This is a genomic window from Halomonas sp. 3A7M (assembly GCF_014897875.1).
GTDB lineage: Bacteria > Pseudomonadota > Gammaproteobacteria > Pseudomonadales > Halomonadaceae > Vreelandella.
In genome coordinates this window covers 58,951-76,718 of sequence record NZ_JABUZD010000162.1, presented here as the reverse complement: position 1 = coordinate 76,718, position 17,768 = coordinate 58,951, and the positions used below count along the sequence as shown (strand labels likewise).

Sequence of the window (17,768 nt, the reverse complement as noted above, 5' to 3'; positions counted from 1 at the left end):
CCTGTCGTTAATCTGTTTTTGGCAACCCTGTATTAGGTTGGTCGGTTTGGTCACTTGAAGTTGATGGAGTGCCTTTATGGGCCATGGCAGCCTCCATACGATCAAGCTGCGCTTTTAACGTATGCACGTCGCTACGCAACGCTTGAAGCTGAGCAGAATCTCCCTCACCGCTATCCAACTCCATCTGCGCACTCTCCTTTTGCATAACATCGAGCACGATACCAATCATCATATTGAGGAAAATAAACGCGGTAAGGAATATAAACGTCAAATAATAGATCCAACTCCAAGCATAGACCTCTTGGGTGGCATACATGACGTCAGTCCAATCTTCAAACGTAGCGATGCGAAACAGCGTGAGCATCGCTACGGAAATGTTACCCCATAAAAAGTCGTCAACGTTATGGAATAAAAAGCTACCCAGAGCAGCATAGATATAAAAGATGATAAACATCAGCAGTACGACATAGCCCATCCGGGGGACCGACTTCACCAACGCTCCCAGCAACATTTGTAGCTCAGGAATCATCGACACCAAGCGCAAAACACGGAAAATTCGCAGCAAACGTGCCAGCAGTACCATCTCCGAGTCGTCCATGGGGATAAGGCTAGCGGTCACTATCAGAAAATCGAAAACATTCCAACCCTTCTTAAAAAAGCTGACTAAGTTGCGCTCGGCTGCCATTCTGATCAAAATCTCAATCAGAAAGAACACGGTTACGGCGATATCAAGATAAAGCAGCCACTGCTCTATTCGGGAGGTTTCCTCATAGGTTTTCGCGCCTATTACCAAGGCAGAAATCACAATGATGGAAATCACGGCGCCTTCAAACAGCTTGTTCGAGCGCAGCTTTTCGAAGCGGGCTTGCCAGGTATTGAATGGTTCACTCATGGAACAGGGAGTCTCTAAACGGTTAACGGCATCACTTTATACTAAAATCACGTACTTACTATACAAGTGATATCCTGTTGTTTCACTTGAAGTATCTCCGCCACCCAGGTAGCGATTGCCACCTTGGTGTTTCACGATTTTTTTGCGCTGGATAAGCCCATGACACTGCTGTGGATAGCCTTACTGCCCCTGTTAGGCGTGCTGGTGCCGGCATTAAATGCCAAGCGCGGCCGCACCCTGTGCTCGCTGGCGACAAGCATACTGCCCGCTGTTGCCCTGCTGCTGACACTGTTGCAGATCCCCGCCCTGTTAAAAGGTGAAGCGCTGCGTTTTAACGCGGCATGGATGCCTGAGCTAGGCCTTGAGCTGGCATTTCGTTTAGATGGCCTGTCGTTGCTGTTTAATCTTTTGATTATTGGCATCGGTCTGCTGATTTTATTGTATGCACATTTTTACCTAGACAAAGATGAGCCATTCGGACGTTTTTATGCCTTTCTGATGCTGTTTATGGCATCGATGGTGGGCATTTCGATGTCAGACAACCTCATCTTACTCTGGTTATTCTGGGAACTAACCAGCCTTTCGTCATTTTTGCTGATTGGCTTTTGGTCGTACCGTACTGATGCCCGTAAAGGTGCCCGCATGGCGCTTACCGTTACCGGTGCTGGCGGTTTGGCCCTGCTAGCGGGTCTCCTACTGCTGGGTGACATGGCCGGCAGCTATCGAATGGACGATGTACTTAGCAGCGGCGCTGCCATCGTCGCCGATCCTCGCTATCCGCTGATGCTTGGACTAGTTCTACTCGGTGCATTTACCAAATCGGCTCAGTTTCCCTTCCAGTTTTGGCTACCTCATGCCATGGCGGCCCCAACGCCAGTCTCAGCGTATCTGCACTCTGCCACCATGGTGAAAGCGGGTATTTTTCTGATGGCACGTTTACATCCGGCGATTGCTGGCAGCGAGCTTTGGAGCGTAGTGGTGCCGCTCATAGGTACTATCACGCTGCTCTACGGCGCTTGGTTTGCCCTGTTTAAGACCGACCTAAAAGGAATTTTGGCGTTTTCAACCGTCAGCCACCTAGGCTTGATCACCGTATTATTGGGTATTGGTAGCCCAATGGCAGTGTTAGCAGCTCTGTTTCATATTTTGAATCATGCGGCCTTCAAAGCGGCCCTATTTATGAGCGCAGGAATTATCGACCATGAAACGGGCTCCCGAGAGCTCAAGCAATTAGGCGGCCTGAAAAAGGCGATGCCTGTTACAGCGCTGTTGACCACATTGGCCGCCGCAGCCATGGCAGGTGTGCCGTTACTTAACGGATTCCTCTCCAAAGAGATGTTCTTTACCGAAACACTAGCCACCCCGGTACTAGGCGGACTTAGTTGGTTACTACCGGCATTGGCAGCGTTAGGTGGCATGCTTTCAGTGGCTTATTCATTGCGTTTGGTACATGCGGTATTTTATAAACCAGCCAAAGAAGCAACACCTAAAGCGCCTCACGAACCACCTCATTTAATGCGCCTGCCCGTGGAAATCCTAGTGGCCCTATGTGTCTTGGTCGGACTCTTTCCAGCCTTTTTTGCCACCGGCATTTTACAACTGGCGACCCAAGCCGTATTGGGCGAGCCGCTTGATTTCCATTTAGCTATTTGGCACGGCATCAACTTACCATTGATGATGAGTGGGCTGGCCTTTGTTGTGGGTATCACGCTCTACTGGCGCCATAAGAATCTACGCCGCTTTGTGCAATCATTCCCCAGTATTGATGCGCGCCGTATCTTTGAGCGCTTTATCGTCACTCTGGGTTATCGTGCCGAACAGCTTATTACCAAGCTTGAAGGAAACTCGCTTCAGCGCTATATGGGTTGGCTGCTTTTCGCGGCGTTACTGATGGGTGTGATTGGCCTGGCCAGCATTGACGACCTAACGGGTTCAAAAGGTAATCAGCCAATTGATGGTATCGTTTTATTAGGTGCCGGCATGCTGATATTCGGGGGAATAGCAACAGCCGCAGCCCATCGATACCGGTTAATCTCATTACTGATGCTTTCGGTCGTAGGCTTATTCGTTGCGCTCACCTTTGCACGCTTTTCTGCCCCAGATTTAGCATTGACACAGCTATCGGTAGAGGTTGTTACCATGATACTGCTGATGTTAGCGCTATTTTTCTTACCCCAAAAAACGCCGCGTGAATCGAGCCCCAAGCGCAACGTACGGGATATGTTACTGGCAGGCGCATTAGGCTTAGTGGTGGCTAGCCTTAACTATGCGGTGATGACACGTGAGACGCTGTCGATATCTGAGTTCTTCGTTGAAAACAGTAAACCTGGCGGCGGCGGGTACAACGTCGTCAACGTGATATTGGTCGACTTCCGTGGCTTCGATACGCTTGGCGAGATTACGGTGCTGGCCATTGCAGGCTTAGCCATCTTTAAACTATTAAACCGGCTACGGTTGTTTATCCCACATAGCGATGGTGAAGGTCGTGTTTGGTCGCCTGATCGCTACCCAGCCATTTTAACGTCGATTTCTATGACGTTACTGCCACTAGCGCTGCTGGTTTCTGCGTTTATCTTCTTACGCGGCCATAACCAGCCTGGCGGCGGGTTTATCGCCGGCTTGATTACGGCTGTGGCGCTTATCTTGCTGTATATGGCACGCGGCGTGGAGTGGGCACAAGAGCGTCTAAACTTCCCCTTCCAGCCGGTGGCCGTGGTAGGCGTTGCCATTGCAACACTCACAGGGCTGGGTAGCTGGCTTTTGGGCTATCCGTTCCTGACGTCATCTTTCGGCTACTTTACGCTGCCACTGATTGGCACCTTTGAACTGGCTACCGCTCTGCTCTTTGATCTTGGCGTTTATCTAGCGGTTGTCGGTGCAACGCTGATGATTCTGGCCAACCTGGGTAAAGTCACCACCCCACACCGCCCCGTCACCGAACCCAAAGCAAGCGATGATTCGAGTACGCCCAATAACAAGGAGTCCCACTAATGGAAATGCTCTATGCCATTACAACGGGCATATTAACTGCGTGCGGACTCTATCTAACACTGCGCGGGCGTACGTTCCCCGTTGTGGTTGGTCTGACGTTGCTCTCCTACGCGGTCAACCTATTTTTGTTTTCCATGGGAGGCTTAACCACGGATGGCGCTGCTCTGGTAAATGAAGGCACGAATATTGCTGACCCACTGCCCCAGGCACTGGTATTAACAGCGATCGTGATTGGTTTTGCGATGACCGCCTTTGTGGTCATCCTGGCCATGCGTGCACGCAGCGAAGTAGGTAACGACCATGTCGACGGCAAAAAGGAAGACCACGAATGATCCAGCATCTGATTGTATTACCCGTGGTGCTACCGTTAGTCGCGGGTATTTTGTTGCTTTATCAACGCCAGGGCTTGGTGCGCTATAAGCGCACCGTCAGCGTTGTCGCCTCGATACTTCTGCTGTTCGTCTCAATAGCGCTGGTCAACCAAGCGGCGAGTGGTGACATTACTTACTACGCGCTGGGCGACTGGCAGCCACCGTTCGGCGTGGTGCTGGTGCTGGATCGCTTGTCGGCATTGATGGTGTTAGTCACCGCTATTTTAGCGGTCGGTGCGGTCATTTTTGCCTGCGGCGGTGACGATGAAAAAGGCAGTAACTTCCATGGCCTATTTCAATGGCAATTGCTAGGCATTAACGGGGCCTTTTTAACCGGAGACCTGTTTAACCTCTTCGTATTTTTCGAAGTACTCCTCCTGGCCTCTTACGCATTACTGCTGCACGGTGGCGGTAAAGCACGTATCCAAGCCAGCGTTCACTATGTCGTGCTTAACTTAGCGGGCTCCTCACTGTTTCTGATCGCCGTGGGCATTTTATATGGTGCAACGGGCACGCTGAACATGGCTGATATGGCACATAAGCTGTCCAGCCTGCCCGCTGAGCGCGAAGGTTTAGTCACCGCTGGGGCATTGATGCTGCTGGTGGTTTTCGGTTTAAAAGCGGCTATTTTGCCTCTCTACTTTTGGCTCCCCCGCGCTTATGCAGCAGCTCCCGCACCCGTGGCAGCGTTATTCGCCATTATGACGAAGGTGGGGATTTACGCGATTTTGCGCGTTTATTCGCTGATATTCAGCGATCAGGCAGGTGGTTTAGTCGCACTGGAACAGCCCTGGGTATGGTGGTTAGCGCTAGCAACGCTAGCCGCAGCGGGTGTTGGCGTTATCGCCGCACGTGATTTACGCCTGCTGGTCGCGTATCTGGTGCTTATTTCGGTAGGCACGCTACTGGCTGGCATTGGCATGCGCTCTCCTGCCGCGACATCAGCACTTCTCTATTATCTCATTCACACCACGCTGATTACCGGGGGACTTTTCCTGCTAGCGGAGATGATTGGCCTACAGCGGGGGAAACCCGGCACGCGCATCGTTAAAGGCCGACCATTGGTACAAGGCAATGCACTGGCGCTTACCTTTTTTATCGGAGCTATTGCCGTGGCCGGGCTACCACCGCTATCCGGTGCGTTAGGGAAGGCACTCATGCTTAACGCCGCCGAAGGTGGTGAGCGCCTGTGGCTTTGGCCGCTATTACTATTAACGAGCCTGGCGTCGTTAATTGCGCTATCTCGCGCAGGCTCTACGCTGTTTTGGCGCAGCCACCGTGGCAGCCCAAGCGGCAGCAATCTCTCTCGCTACCAATGGATTGGCATGCTGTGGCTGCTTAGCGCGGCACCACTAATGGTCGCCTTTGCAGGGCCCGTGAGTAGCTATACCCAGGCCACGGGAGAGCAGTTGGCCAACCCGCAGCTGTTGATTAATTCGCTTCTGCCTGATGCTGGAGACGCCCAATGATTGCCCCCCGCGCTTGGCTCCCTACGCCGGTACTATCGCTGCTGCTGCTGTTAGTATGGCTATTACTTGTGCGTAGCTTTGCATTTGGTCAGATTGTGCTCGGCGGCGCGCTGGCCATCCTCATTCCGTTATTGACCCATCGCTTTTGGGACGCACGCCCCCGCATTGGTAAACCGCTTAAACTGTTGCGTTTTGCGTTTCGCGTACTAGGCGATATCGTCATCGCCAACTTCGAAGTTGCGTACTTAATTGCTAACCCCTGGCGTAAAGTCAAACCACACTTTATTGAATACCCGCTGATGCTTGAAGAACGCTTCACCATTACACTTCTCGCAAGCACCATTAGCCTAACCCCAGGAACCGTTTCAGCGAATTTGAGGATGGACGGAAAATCGTTGCTCATTCATGCACTTGATGTAGACGACGAGGACGCCCTAATTGCCCAAATTCGCGAGCGCTATGAGCGCCCCCTTAAGGAGATTTACGAATGCTAAGCGCCGCACTCGTGATCACTTTAGCGCTGGTGGTAATGGCGCTACTGATGAATCTTTATCGCCTAACCATTGGCCCCGACCTGCCAGATCGCGTGCTGGCGCTCGACACTATGTATGTCAATTCAATTGCGCTGATCGTACTGCTGGGGCTGTGGCTCAACAGCAAGACCTACTTTGAGTCTGCGCTGTTAATTGCCATGCTCGGTTTTATCAGCACGGTGGCCGTATGTAAGTACATTTTACGCGGGGATATTATCGAATGAACCGTGTCACGTCTCAGGAGATGCGCCCATGTCGTTTTTTGTCGAAGCGCTGATTTCACTACTGTTGGTTGCAGGCGGTATTTTCGTCTTTATCGGCTCGCTGGGTCTCGCTCACCTAAGAGACTTCTACATGCGCCTGCATGGCCCCACCAAGGCCACCACACTCGGCATAGGCTGCATGCTTGTCGCCTCAATGGGTTACTTTTGGAGTATCGATGGCAAGCCTGACGTACAAGAACTGCTAATCACGCTGTTTTTATTCATTACCGCACCGGTTAGCGCTCACTTGCTCGCCAAAACGGGTCTTCACATGCAGCTCAAGCATATAGATAAAACCCAGGGCAAACCGGTAGAGCTCCGCTCAGAAGAAGTTGGTGAAAAACCTGTCCCGCACCCTGACAAGGGGCATGGTTAAAAGACAGGAACAGCCGTTCTTGATCGCTAAGCGCTGGCTGCAACGCCAGCGCTTTTTATATGTCAACGACGCAAGATAGTAGTGGGAAGCAACACTTTCCGGTAAGCTCCTTGCGTTTTGTTAGCCTGTTTTGAGGTAATTATATGTGGAGCCTGCTTAGGTTGTCGGCACTGTCATTAACCACGTTGATGATAGCGGGTTGCTCAGACCCCAAAATAGACACAAGCTCAATGCCAGCCGCCGTAGTTTCGGTTGAGAAAGTGCGCGACTCACTCCCCGCCTACAAGCGCGATGAGTTTGATCAAGCATTAACGATCATTGCCATGTCATCGTTTAGCGGCATCGATTTACTCAATGCCCAACGTATGAATGCCGCCGAAATTGCCGAGTCAGCGAATGCCTACATGCATGGCCTAACGGGTGATGAAGTTATAGAGCGCGCCGATAAAATGCTGCGCGAACGCCGTGCCCGCGAACGCGAGCAGGCGCTGCAAACGCTTGATCGTCTAGAAACCAAACAAGCGCGGGCTGAACACGATCAACAACAGCGCGCCCAGGTGAGCATTGAAAGTGCCGATTACTACATCAGCACCAGCCCCTATGGCGCATTCGAACCCGTGATTGATCTTCAGGTAACGAATGGTTCTGACCAAGAGGTATCAGAACTGTTTTTACATGGCGTATTGACCAGCCCAGGACGCGAGACAGCGTGGGTCGATGAAACGTTTTACTATGTTATTGCTGGCGGCCTAGCCCCCGGCGAGACCGCACAATGGAGCCTTGCCCCCAACCGCTTCGGCCCCTGGGGTAATGATCAAATTCCCCGCGATACACAGCTAACCTTAACGCTACTGGGGATAAATAACGCGCAAGGTGAGCCACTTTGGAACTCGCCATCGCTTAGCGAAAATGAGGCCGCTAAGCTAGAAGCCTTGCGTGCGGAGTATGGCGGTGTTAACGCCCATACTGCCAACTAGGGCTAAGGCGGTGCTAAAGCACCGCCTGTGCACTTAGCGGCGCTATCAGTCAGTCGATCAGATCTGCTTCCCGATAGCCAATTAAATACAGTACCGCATCAATTCCCAACGTTGAAATTGCTTGGCGAGCTTGTGCGCGAACCATCGGCTTGGCGCGAAACGCAATCCCAAGCCCCGCTTTTGCCAGCATTTTAAGATCGTTGGCACCATCACCAACGGCAATCGTCTGCTCTAAAGTAAAACCTTCGCGTAGCGCGATTTGCTCTAGTAGATCGGCCTTGCGCTGCGCATCGACAATCGGTTCTTTCACATCACCGGTTACTTTACCATTTTCAATGACCAGCTCGTTGGCGTGGATTTCGTCAAAACCGAGCTTCTCCTGAAGATGGCGAGCAAAGTAGGTAAAGCCCCCAGACAATATCACCGTGCGGTAACCAAAACGCTTTAAGTTCGCCATTAGCCGCTCAACACCGTCCATTAAGGGCAGCTCGGCAGCAATCTCTTTCAAGACCGACTCGTCTAAACCGGCTAGTTTACTCATACGCTCGCGGAAGCTTTGTTGAAAATCCAGCTCGCCACGCATCGCTCGCTCGGTCACGTCGGCGACTTCATCTCCGACCCCATGGCGGCGAGCCAGCTCGTCAATCACCTCCGTCTTGATCAGCGTCGAGTCCATATCAAAACACACTAAACGACGATGCCTACGCCAGATAGTATCTTCTTGAATAGCAATATCGACACCATGCTGGGCACCTAGCGCGAGCGCCTTTTCGCGTAGGGCTTCTAGCTCTACATCACTGCCTCTGAGCCAACATTCAACGCAAGCACCGTTAGCAGGCGAGTCACCTTCAAGCGCTTCGCGGTCTGAAAGACGGTGAATTAGCTCAACAGTGAGACCAAACTCTGCGGTCAGCGATCCTACTTCAGCTAATATGCCAGCAGGCAGCTTGGGGGCTAGCAGGCTTAAGATGAGTCTTGGTTGGCTAGCTTGCTCACTCCAGCGCTGATAGTCGTCGCCACTCACCGCAATTGCCTGCACGTCTAAGCCTAGCGTATCTCCCGCTTCACTAAGCGCGGCTTCCAAAGCGCTGTCCTGATCAAGCCCCACCAGCATTTCCAAAGAGAGCATGCCAAACGTCACGCTTTGATTAATATCCAACAGCCGGGCACGCCCAGCCGCCAACGCATTACCCAGGCCAGCTAACTGCCCTGGGCGCGCAACCCCGGTCGCACGAATCAAATAACGTGTTGCCATGACTTACTCCCCTGCCTCTAAACAATCTACTTTTTGGAAACCGCGAGGCAGTTTGCTGCCTCGCCTACCGCGTTCACCACGATAATACGCGAGATCGTCGGCTTTCAGGGTTAGCTTACGCTTACCGGCATGAATAATGAGTTCACCACCCTCTGCCACAACGGCAATATCGCGCACAAACTCTTCACGTCGAGCCGCACGCGGACCGGGAATATCAAGCATTTTATTGCCTTTCCCTTTGGCCATTTCGGGCAATTGGTCTAACGGGAACAGCAGCAGCCTGCCTTCATTGGAAACCGATGCAACCCAATGGCCTTCGCCTTCCGGCACTTCCACTGGGGCCATAACGCTGCACCCTTTAGGAACACTCAGTACCGCTTTACCGGCTTTATTCTTGCCTGTCAGGGCCTCAAGCTGCGCGACAAAACCATAACCACCATCGCTGGCCAATACGTATCGCTTGGTGGGCGGCGCCAGCATTAGCCCTGCCATGCGCGCACCTGCCGATACGTTGACACGGCCGGTAACGGGTTCACCCTGACCTCGGGCACTAGGCAGGTTGTGCGCTGCTAGGGTATAAGCGCGGCCAGTGTCGTCTAGCAACACCAAAGGTTGATTGGTTTTACCACGGGCCGCCAGTTGGAAACTATCGCCAGCCTTATAGGAGAGCCCTTCCGGATCGATATCATGGCCTTTCGCCGCACGAATCCAGCCTTTTTCCGACAACACGACGGTAATCGGATCAGCGCCTAACAACTCTACTTCAGAGAGCGCTTTTGCTTCACTACGCTCAACCAGCGGCGAACGACGCGCATCACCATGCTCTTTACCCGCCGCGCGGATCTCTTTTTCAATTAACGTGGTTAGCTTAGCTTCACTACCCAGCAAGCCTTGCAGCGACTTGCGCTCTTTCTCCAGCTCATCCTGCTCGCCACGAATCTTCATCTCTTCTAGCTTAGCAAGATGGCGCAATCGCAGCTCTAGGATCGCCTCTGCCTGCCGCTCAGAAAGACCAAACGCAGCGATCAATGCTGGCTTAGGCTCATCCTCTTCACGAATAATACGGATCACTTCATCAAGGTCGAGGTAAGCCGTCAGTAGGCCTTCAAGAATATGCAGACGGTCTTCGACTTTACCTAAACGATGCTCTAAACGACGGCGCACTGTCGCTCGCCTAAAGCGCAGCCACTCGCTCAGCATATCGGGTAACGGCATCACGCGGGGGCGACCATCCAGGCCGATCACGTTCATGTTCACCCGCACATTCTTTTCTAAATCCGTGGTGGCGAACAGGTGCGCCATCAGCGATTCAACATCCACGCGGTTAGAGCGTGGCTCAATCACCAGGCGAGTAGGCTCCTCATGGGTGGACTCATCACGCAAGTCGGCTACCATCGGCAGCTTTTTGGCCTGCATTTGCGCGGCGATCTGCTCCAACACTTTGGCACCACTGACCTGATAAGGCACAGCGGTAATCACGATATTGGCCTCTTCGCGCACATAACGAGCGCGCAGCTTGACCGAACCGCGGCCTGATTCGTAGAGCTTGCGCAGGTCTTCTTTCGGCGTGATGATTTCGGCATCGGTGGGGAAATCGGGGGCCGGTACAAACTCCATCAGGTCGACAGTGGTCGCTTCCGGGTTCCGCAACAGGTGACAGGTCGCCTCTACCACTTCAGTCACGTTGTGAGGTGGAATATCGGTTGCCATCCCAACCGCGATGCCGGTACCGCCGTTGAGTAACACGTGCGGCAAACGCGCGGGAAGCACTACCGGCTCTTGCATCGTGCCATCGAAGTTGGGGGTCCAGTCCACGTTGCCCTGGCCTAACTCGCTGAGCAGCACTTCTGCAAACTTAGACAGCTTGGCTTCGGTGTAGCGCATGGCAGCAAAGGATTTGGGGTCATCAGGGCTACCCCAGTTGCCTTGCCCATCCACCAGCGGATAGCGATAGCTAAACGACTGGGCCATTAGCACCATTGCTTCATAGCACGCGCTGTCGCCATGGGGGTGAAACTTACCCAGCACATCACCGACGGTACGCGCCGACTTTTTGTACTTGGCATTGGCGTGCAGCGCCAATTCACGCATGGCGTAAATAATGCGCCGCTGCACAGGTTTCATCCCATCGCCAATATTGGGCAAGGCGCGGTCTAAAATGACGTACATCGAGTAGTCGAGGTACGCTTTTTCGGTGTAATCGCGCAGGGACAGCCGTTCGACGTCACCCTCTGCTACCTGAATATCCATGTCGATCATATCCTACCTTAACAACAAAACCGCCCCAGTCGGGGCGGCTGATAAGCGGACACGCGGCCACTTAGCATGGCACGCTATGTTAATTGATACTTTTCATGCGATGCATTCGACAGTGCTGGAGCCTGGGATACCGCTTGCGCACCGCCGTGAAACTCGTCCAGCAAGCCTTTTAAGCGCTGGGCCTGTAACGACAGTTCATTAGCAGCCCCTGCGGCCTGGCTAACCAAGCCCGCATTCTGCTGGGTCACCGTATCCATCTGCGTTACCGCACGGTTAATCTCGTCAATGCCATTGGTTTGTTCGCTGGAAGCTTGGCTGATTTCGCTAATGCGTGCCGTTACTTCCTCAATGGCGACCACAATTTCTTTCATAGCCGACTCAGCTTGTTGAGCATAACCACTGCCCGTCGCGATCTGCTCAGAGGTGGTTTTGATCAGCCCATTAATATTTCTGGCCGATGCAGCACTGCGCGAGGCAAGCTCACGTACTTCACTGGCAACCACCGCAAAGCCTCTTCCGTGCTCACCCGCACGCGCTGCTTCTACCGAGGCATTCAGCGCTAATATATTGGTTTGAAAAGCAATATTTTCAATTACTTGAACAATTGAAGCGACTTCAACAGAGCTTTCGTTGATCGCTTCCATGGATTGCGCCAGCCTTGATACCTGTTGGCCGCCGCGCTTTACTTTATCCGCCGATTCTTTTGCCCGCAGGTCGGCCTCTTGAGCGTTATCAGCGTTTCGCTTCACCGTAGCCGCCATCTCTTCCATCGTTGATGACGTCTCCTGAAGAGAAGCCGCCTGCTGTTCTGTTCGGCTAGAAAGCTCCGTATTGCCTGCCGCGATTTCAGTGGACTCGCTGGCGATGGCATCGGCCACGCTCCGCACATCACCAAATAGCCGCTGTAGCTTCTCCGAGTATCGATTAACAGCACGGCGCAGTTCGCCAATCTCATCCTCGCGATAGATCGTCAGCTCGCGACTCGAGTCATCCTGCCCCAGCTGATCGATTTGACGCGTAGTACTGCGTATTTGCGCTAGCAAAATACGCCCACCCCACCACCCAAGCCCCAGCAAAAGTGCCAACAAGGGGACAATAAATAGCAGTAAATCACGTGTTAACGTGCGTGCCAAAGCCGTGACTTGCTCGCTAGGCGTTACTAACCCCAGCGTCCACCCCGTACGTGGCATGTCAAATAAACGCACCTCAGCAGCTTCTGCTAACACACCTGCATTTTCGACACTCGCCTGTTCACGGCCAGCCGTGATCGCCGTAACAACGGGCTGAAGCCAGGGCATATCACGGGCAACGTCAGCTAAACTTTTCATCTCATCAGCGGCTTGCTCCACCCCCGGCAGGTCAATGACATTGCGCTCATTATCCAGTACAAAGGCGTAACCGCCTGTGCCACCGCCATTTTCTGCAAGAAACTCGGCCACGCCGCCTAGCTGCATATCAATGGTCGCTACACCTGAAAAAGCACCATCGATATAATACGGAACACTACAGGTCACCATGGCAACCCCTGTCGCTGGATCGCGGTAGGCAGCAGACCAAACGCACTGCCCTGGCGTCGCATCGCGAGCACTGCTATACCATGCTTCGTCGTGATAAAGCGCAATAGTGCTTGCGTTGTAGTCATCCAGAAACTCCAACGCTCCTTGAGCATTACGTGCCCAGAAAAAACTGAAGCGCTCGACACCCGGCGAAAATGCGCCTGGCTCAGGCCAAATACCGCCTCCGGCAATTGTCATATTGCCGTTATCATCGACCACATTGGGCAGTGCTTGCTGGTAAATCGCTTCATCTTGAGGAAGCGATTCGGCCAACGCCGCTAAGCTCGAGGTATTCCCCTCGACGCGAGCCAGCTGGCCATTCAGCGCATTCACGATAGAGCCGCCCGTACGCTCAATCAATGACTGACTTGCATCGATCACCAACGGCTGACCACGCCAGGCCATCACGCCGTAAATACTGACAGCCATTAGTAGTGTGAGCACCACTGCAGACAACGTTAACTGCCGAGAGATTGTGTTGAACAAAGCTATTCCCCTGTCTATGAGCGTTTTTTACGCGTCTTAGTATGTAAGCTACTTATTCAACTATCGGCCAAATAGCATGGCACTGTAATAATGCCTGTTAACGTTTGCCTAGCAGATTGGTCTCACGCCTCCGGTCTTTATAACTGGCTTTGCAACTGTTGCGAAAACAGTCGCAAAAACAGTCATTACAACCAGACTAATGACGCCTCTATATCTGTAACTACACCTCTACATCAGCGAGATTGCCGTAATCTTCCAGCCACTTTTTGCGGTCACCGGCGCGCTTCTTGGCCAGCAACATATCCATCATTTCCATCGTGCCATCGCCCTCTTCCAACGTTAACTGCACCAGACGACGGGTCTCCACTGACATAGTGGTCTCACGCAGCTGTAGCGGGCTCATTTCACCCAAGCCTTTAAAACGCTGAACATTGGGCGTGCCACGTTTTTTCGCCAACTGCTTGAGAATGGCGGCTTTCTCACTCTCATCCAGGGCATAGTGCACTTCTTTACCTAAATCGATTCGGTAAAGCGGCGGCATGGCGACAAACACATGCCCGGCATCCACCAGGCTGGGGAAGTGCTTTACAAACAGCGCGCACAACAGCGTTGCAATGTGCAAGCCATCGGAGTCCGCATCCGCCAGGATGCAGATTTTGTGATAGCGCAGTTTTTCAAGATCTGCACTGCCGGGGTCGGCACCAATCGCCACGGCGATATCGTGCACTTCCTGAGAGCCATAGATATCGTGGGTATCGACTTCCCAGGTATTGAGGATTTTGCCGCGCAGCGGAAGAATGGCTTGAGTTTCACGGTTGCGCGCTTGTTTGGCGCTACCACCTGCCGAGTCGCCTTCGACTAAAAACAGCTCACTTAGGGCAGGATCCTGGCCGGAACAGTCGGCGAGCTTGCCTGGCAACGCGGGACCAGAAGTCACTTTTTTACGGGCGACCTTTTTGGACTTTTTCTGGCGCTGTTGGGCGGCGCTGATCACCATTTCGGCCAGCTGTTCGGCCTGTTCAATGTGGTGGTTAAGCCACAGCGAGAAAGCATCTTTCAACACCCCAGACACGAAGCCCGCAATCGTGCGTGAGGAGAGCCGCTCTTTGGTCTGTCCGGCAAACTGAGGATCAAGCATTTTCACCGAGAGCACAAAAGAGGCTCGTTCCCATAAATCATCGGCGGTTAGCTTAATGCCGCGGGGCAACAGGCTGCGGTATTCGCAGAACTCCCGCAGCGCTTCCAACAACCCTGAACGGAAGCCATTAACATGCGTGCCGCCCTGGGGTGTGGGAATCAGGTTTACGTAGCTTTCCAACAACGCGTCGCCACCTTCGGGCAACCACTGAATCGCCCAGTCAACGCCATGCTCGTCGTCGCTAAAATGGCCTACAAAGGGTTCATTCGGCACCACTTCATAGCCATCGGTAGCTTCAGCTAGGTAGTCCTTTAAGCCATCGGCATAGGCCCATTCAGTTTTGGTGCCATCAGGCTCTATCAGCGTAACCGCCAGCCCAGGACACAGTACCGCCTTGGCACGTAACAAGTGCTTTAACTTTGAAAGGGCAAGCTTTGGGCTGTCAAAGTAGCTCTCATCTGGCCAGAAACGCACGAGAGTGCCCGTCGCTTTTTTCGCCGCTTTACCAATTTCGTGTAGCTCTTCGACTTTTTCGCCAAACTCAAAGGCCATGGCATGGCGCGCGCCATTACGCGTCACTTCAACATCTAAACGGCGCGATAAGGCATTAACCACCGATACGCCAACCCCGTGCAAACCACCCGAGAAGCGATAGCTGGAGGAGGAAAATTTGCCACCCGAGTGGAGCTTGGTAAAGATGAGCTCGACGCCCGACACGCCATGTTCAGGGTGCAAATCGATCGGCATACCGCGGCCGTTATCCTGCACTTCGATGGCGCCATCGCTATGCAGCACCACGCTGATAGCCGTTGCGTGCCCTGCGAGGGCCTCATCAACACTATTATCAATAACCTCTTGAGCGAGGTGATTGGGCCGCGAGGTGTCGGTGTACATACCGGGACGCTTACGCACCGGCTCGAGCCCTGACAGGACTTCGATGGAACTCGCGCCGTACTGGGAGGCATCAAACTGGGTCATGTAACATCGGTTCCTAAAAAAATAGCGCTAGCAGCCGCTCTTAAGTACTTGAAACAAAGCGTACTGAAACAAAACGAACTGAAACGAGTCATTAGCGGCTGGCAAAAGGGCACAGGATAGCGGAAAAGCAAAAAGCTGTATATCCAGCCATGAAAATCACAATAGCGTGCTACTCCTGCTCTGCCGCCCAAAACGCCTCAATCAGGCCACGGCTGGAAGCATCCATACGGGAAATATCACCGCCGCCATCAATGATTGCCTGGGTATCGGTGGCAATTTTCTTACCTAGCTCAACGCCCCACTGATCAAACGGGTTAATATCCCAAATGACCGCCTGTACAAACACTTTGTGCTCATACAGGGCAATCAGTGCCCCCAGCGTAAAGGGTGTTAGCTTGTCCAACAGGACCGTTGTAGAGGGCTGGTTCCCACGGTAGCGCTTGTGCTCTGGGCGGGGGCCATCATCCTCTAGGGCATCATCCCCCAGCATCAGCACTCGTGACTGAGCAAAGCAGTTCGCCAGCGCTAGGCGGTGCTGCGCTTTTAAATGGCGACGTGTATCCAAGTCTTCCACCTCATCGTAGCGCTTCAGCGGTGCTATAAAATCGCATACGACCGGCTGGGTGCCCTGGTGAAGCAACTGATAAAAGGCGTGTTGAGCGTTGGGACCAAGCTGCCCCCACAGCACTGGACACGTTGAATAATTCACCGCTTGGCCTTGGCGGGTCACTGACTTACCGTTGGATTCCATCTCAAGCTGTTCAAGATAGGCAGCAAAGTACTCTAAGCGTCCATCGTAGGGCAGTATCGAATGGGCACGAATATCCAGGAAATTGACGTTCCAGATACCCGCTAACCCCAGCAGTACTGGCAGGTTTTCTTCCATCGGTGCATCACGGAAGTGACAGTCCATTGCATGGGCACCCGCCAACAGTTCGCGGAAGTTATCCATGCCTACGACCAGCGCAATCGGTAGGCCGATGGTGCCCCACAAGGAGTAGCGCCCGCCGACCCAGTCCCAGAACATCAGTTGGTGATCTGAGGAAATACCCCACTCACTCATCTTTTCAGGGCTCGCCGACACACCAATGAAGTGCTGGCGAACAATTAACTCTGCGCTTAATGGCGCGGCATTGGGAAGATCGCCATGCTCAGAAAGCTTTCCTAATAGCCAGTCTTTGGCCGTATTAGCATTGGAAAGCGTGTCGATAGTGGTAAACGACTTGGACGATAAAACAAACAAGGTTGTTTCAGGATTAAAGCGACTTAGATAATCCGCCAGCTGGGAGCCATCCATGGTAGACGCAAAGTGCACGTCCAATGGGTGCCCCTCTTTTGGACGATAATCTGCCAGCGCATGGGTGACCATTAACGGACCAAGATCCGAGCCGCCGACACCTAAATTCACCACATGCCGGATCGGCTTACCGGTTGCACCACGCCACTGCCCCGCCTGTAAGCGCTGCACCAAGCACTCCATTTGGGCAAGGCTGTCATGCACAGCGGCCACCACATCTTCCCCTTCTACTTCAAGCGTGGCATCAGCAGGTAACCGTAAAGCTGTATGTAGTGCGGGGCGATTTTCACTGACGTTGACACGCTTTCCGCTTAGCAGCGCATCAATCGCCCCAGGCATTCCCGCCTCATGCGCCAGCGCCAGCAAGTGTTCAAGGGTGTCATCATCCCAACGCTGTTTAGATAAATCCAAGGTTAAACCTGCCACTTGGCGCGTGAAGTTCAACCAGCGACTGTCATCATCACCGAACAAATTTTTTAAGTGTACCTGTTGTAGCGTGTCAGCATGATGCTTCAACGTCTGCCATGCGGGTAGTGTATCGGGGGTTGTGCGTGTTGCTGAAGCCATATGCCTTCTCCTGTGGCGCCATTCCATGCAGCAGGAATCTGTTATAAACAGGTCTGTTCTGGTGTATCAAGGGCGCGTAAACTACGCAGCCTCATTAATAATCCTGGCTTGCCCATGAGTGATGCATCTTACCGCGACGCTATCTTTTCAACACCCTTAGATAAGGTGGCAAGGTTCTCCTTCGACGAACAGGTCGTTGCGTGCTTCCCTGATATGATCCGCCGTTCAGTGCCCGGTTACGGGCAAATCCTCGGCATGTTGAGCTTAATTGCCCAACGCCATTTGCGCCATGGCGCTCACGTTTACGACCTAGGTTGCTCGCTGGGCGCATCCGGCCTGGCACTGGCGGGTGCACTTCCC

The 17,768-nt window shown here is 53.1% G+C and carries 13 protein-coding genes and 1 pseudogene; 8 read left to right on the top strand and 6 right to left on the bottom strand.

Annotated features, from left to right (window positions below):
- Positions 1-7: 7 nt before the first annotated feature.
- A complete protein-coding gene (locus tag INT19_RS14220; RefSeq protein WP_193061255.1) occupies positions 8-892 on the bottom strand; it encodes an ion transporter in 885 nt (294 codons plus the stop codon).
- 159 nt (positions 893-1,051) lie between these two features.
- Here INT19_RS14220 and INT19_RS14215 point away from each other — a divergent pair, with 159 nt between their 5' ends.
- The 7 genes from INT19_RS14215 to INT19_RS14185 all read left to right on the top strand — a co-directional run bounded on the left by INT19_RS14215 (position 1,052) and on the right by INT19_RS14185 (position 7,872).
- Positions 1,052-3,883: a monovalent cation/H+ antiporter subunit A gene (locus tag INT19_RS14215; RefSeq protein WP_193061382.1), complete on the top strand. Its 2,832-nt coding sequence runs from the start codon at positions 1,052-1,054 to the stop codon at positions 3,881-3,883.
- Positions 3,883-4,215, top strand: coding sequence for a Na+/H+ antiporter subunit C (locus INT19_RS14210; RefSeq protein WP_038485658.1), 333 nt, complete (start codon positions 3,883-3,885; stop codon positions 4,213-4,215). Before INT19_RS14215 ends, INT19_RS14210 begins: the two co-directional genes overlap by 1 nt.
- Positions 4,212-5,723 carry a monovalent cation/H+ antiporter subunit D gene (locus INT19_RS14205; RefSeq protein ID WP_193061254.1) on the top strand — a complete coding sequence of 504 codons (1,512 nt, stop codon included), beginning with the start codon at positions 4,212-4,214 and terminating at the stop codon, positions 5,721-5,723. The genes INT19_RS14210 and INT19_RS14205 overlap by 4 nt, the downstream gene beginning before the upstream one ends.
- Positions 5,720-6,217, top strand: a complete 498-nt coding sequence (locus INT19_RS14200) for a Na+/H+ antiporter subunit E (RefSeq protein ID WP_038485664.1) — start codon at positions 5,720-5,722, stop codon at positions 6,215-6,217. Before INT19_RS14205 ends, INT19_RS14200 begins: the two co-directional genes overlap by 4 nt.
- A complete protein-coding gene (locus INT19_RS14195) occupies positions 6,211-6,480 on the top strand; it encodes a K+/H+ antiporter subunit F (protein WP_038485667.1) in 270 nt (89 codons plus the stop codon). Before INT19_RS14200 ends, INT19_RS14195 begins: the two co-directional genes overlap by 7 nt.
- A 28-nt stretch (positions 6,481-6,508) precedes the next feature.
- Positions 6,509-6,895: a Na+/H+ antiporter subunit G gene (locus INT19_RS14190; RefSeq protein ID WP_089037596.1), complete on the top strand. Its 387-nt coding sequence runs from the start codon at positions 6,509-6,511 to the stop codon at positions 6,893-6,895.
- A gap of 143 nt (positions 6,896-7,038) precedes the next feature.
- Positions 7,039-7,872: a DUF6694 family lipoprotein gene (locus INT19_RS14185; RefSeq protein ID WP_319022197.1), complete on the top strand. Its 834-nt coding sequence runs from the start codon at positions 7,039-7,041 to the stop codon at positions 7,870-7,872.
- Positions 7,873-7,921: 49 nt separating this feature from the next.
- On the opposite strand, the gene serB is transcribed toward INT19_RS14185, so the two are convergent.
- From serB to pgi, 5 genes are all read right to left on the bottom strand, one after another.
- Positions 7,922-9,127, bottom strand: coding sequence for a phosphoserine phosphatase SerB (gene serB / locus INT19_RS14180; protein ID WP_193061253.1), 1,206 nt, complete (start codon positions 9,125-9,127; stop codon positions 7,922-7,924).
- 3 nt (positions 9,128-9,130) lie between these two features.
- Positions 9,131-11,386 (bottom strand): DNA topoisomerase IV subunit A, encoded by a 2,256-nt coding sequence (gene parC, locus INT19_RS14175; protein ID WP_226912563.1) that lies wholly within the window; start codon positions 11,384-11,386, stop codon positions 9,131-9,133.
- A 74-nt stretch (positions 11,387-11,460) separates the two neighbouring features.
- Positions 11,461-13,428: a methyl-accepting chemotaxis protein gene (locus tag INT19_RS14170; RefSeq protein ID WP_193061252.1), complete on the bottom strand. Its 1,968-nt coding sequence runs from the start codon at positions 13,426-13,428 to the stop codon at positions 11,461-11,463.
- Between the two features lie 220 nt (positions 13,429-13,648).
- Entirely contained in the window at positions 13,649-15,544 is a 1,896-nt protein-coding gene (parE, locus tag INT19_RS14165) for a DNA topoisomerase IV subunit B (protein WP_089037591.1), read from the bottom strand.
- Between the two features lie 169 nt (positions 15,545-15,713).
- Positions 15,714-17,408: a glucose-6-phosphate isomerase gene (gene pgi, locus INT19_RS14160; RefSeq protein WP_193061251.1), complete on the bottom strand. Its 1,695-nt coding sequence runs from the start codon at positions 17,406-17,408 to the stop codon at positions 15,714-15,716.
- Positions 17,409-17,522: 114 nt separating this feature from the next.
- On the opposite strand from pgi, the pseudogene INT19_RS19530 reads away from it, so the two are divergent.
- Positions 17,523-17,768 (top strand): annotated as a pseudogene (locus INT19_RS19530) (carboxy-S-adenosyl-L-methionine synthase CmoA); the annotation flags it as partial.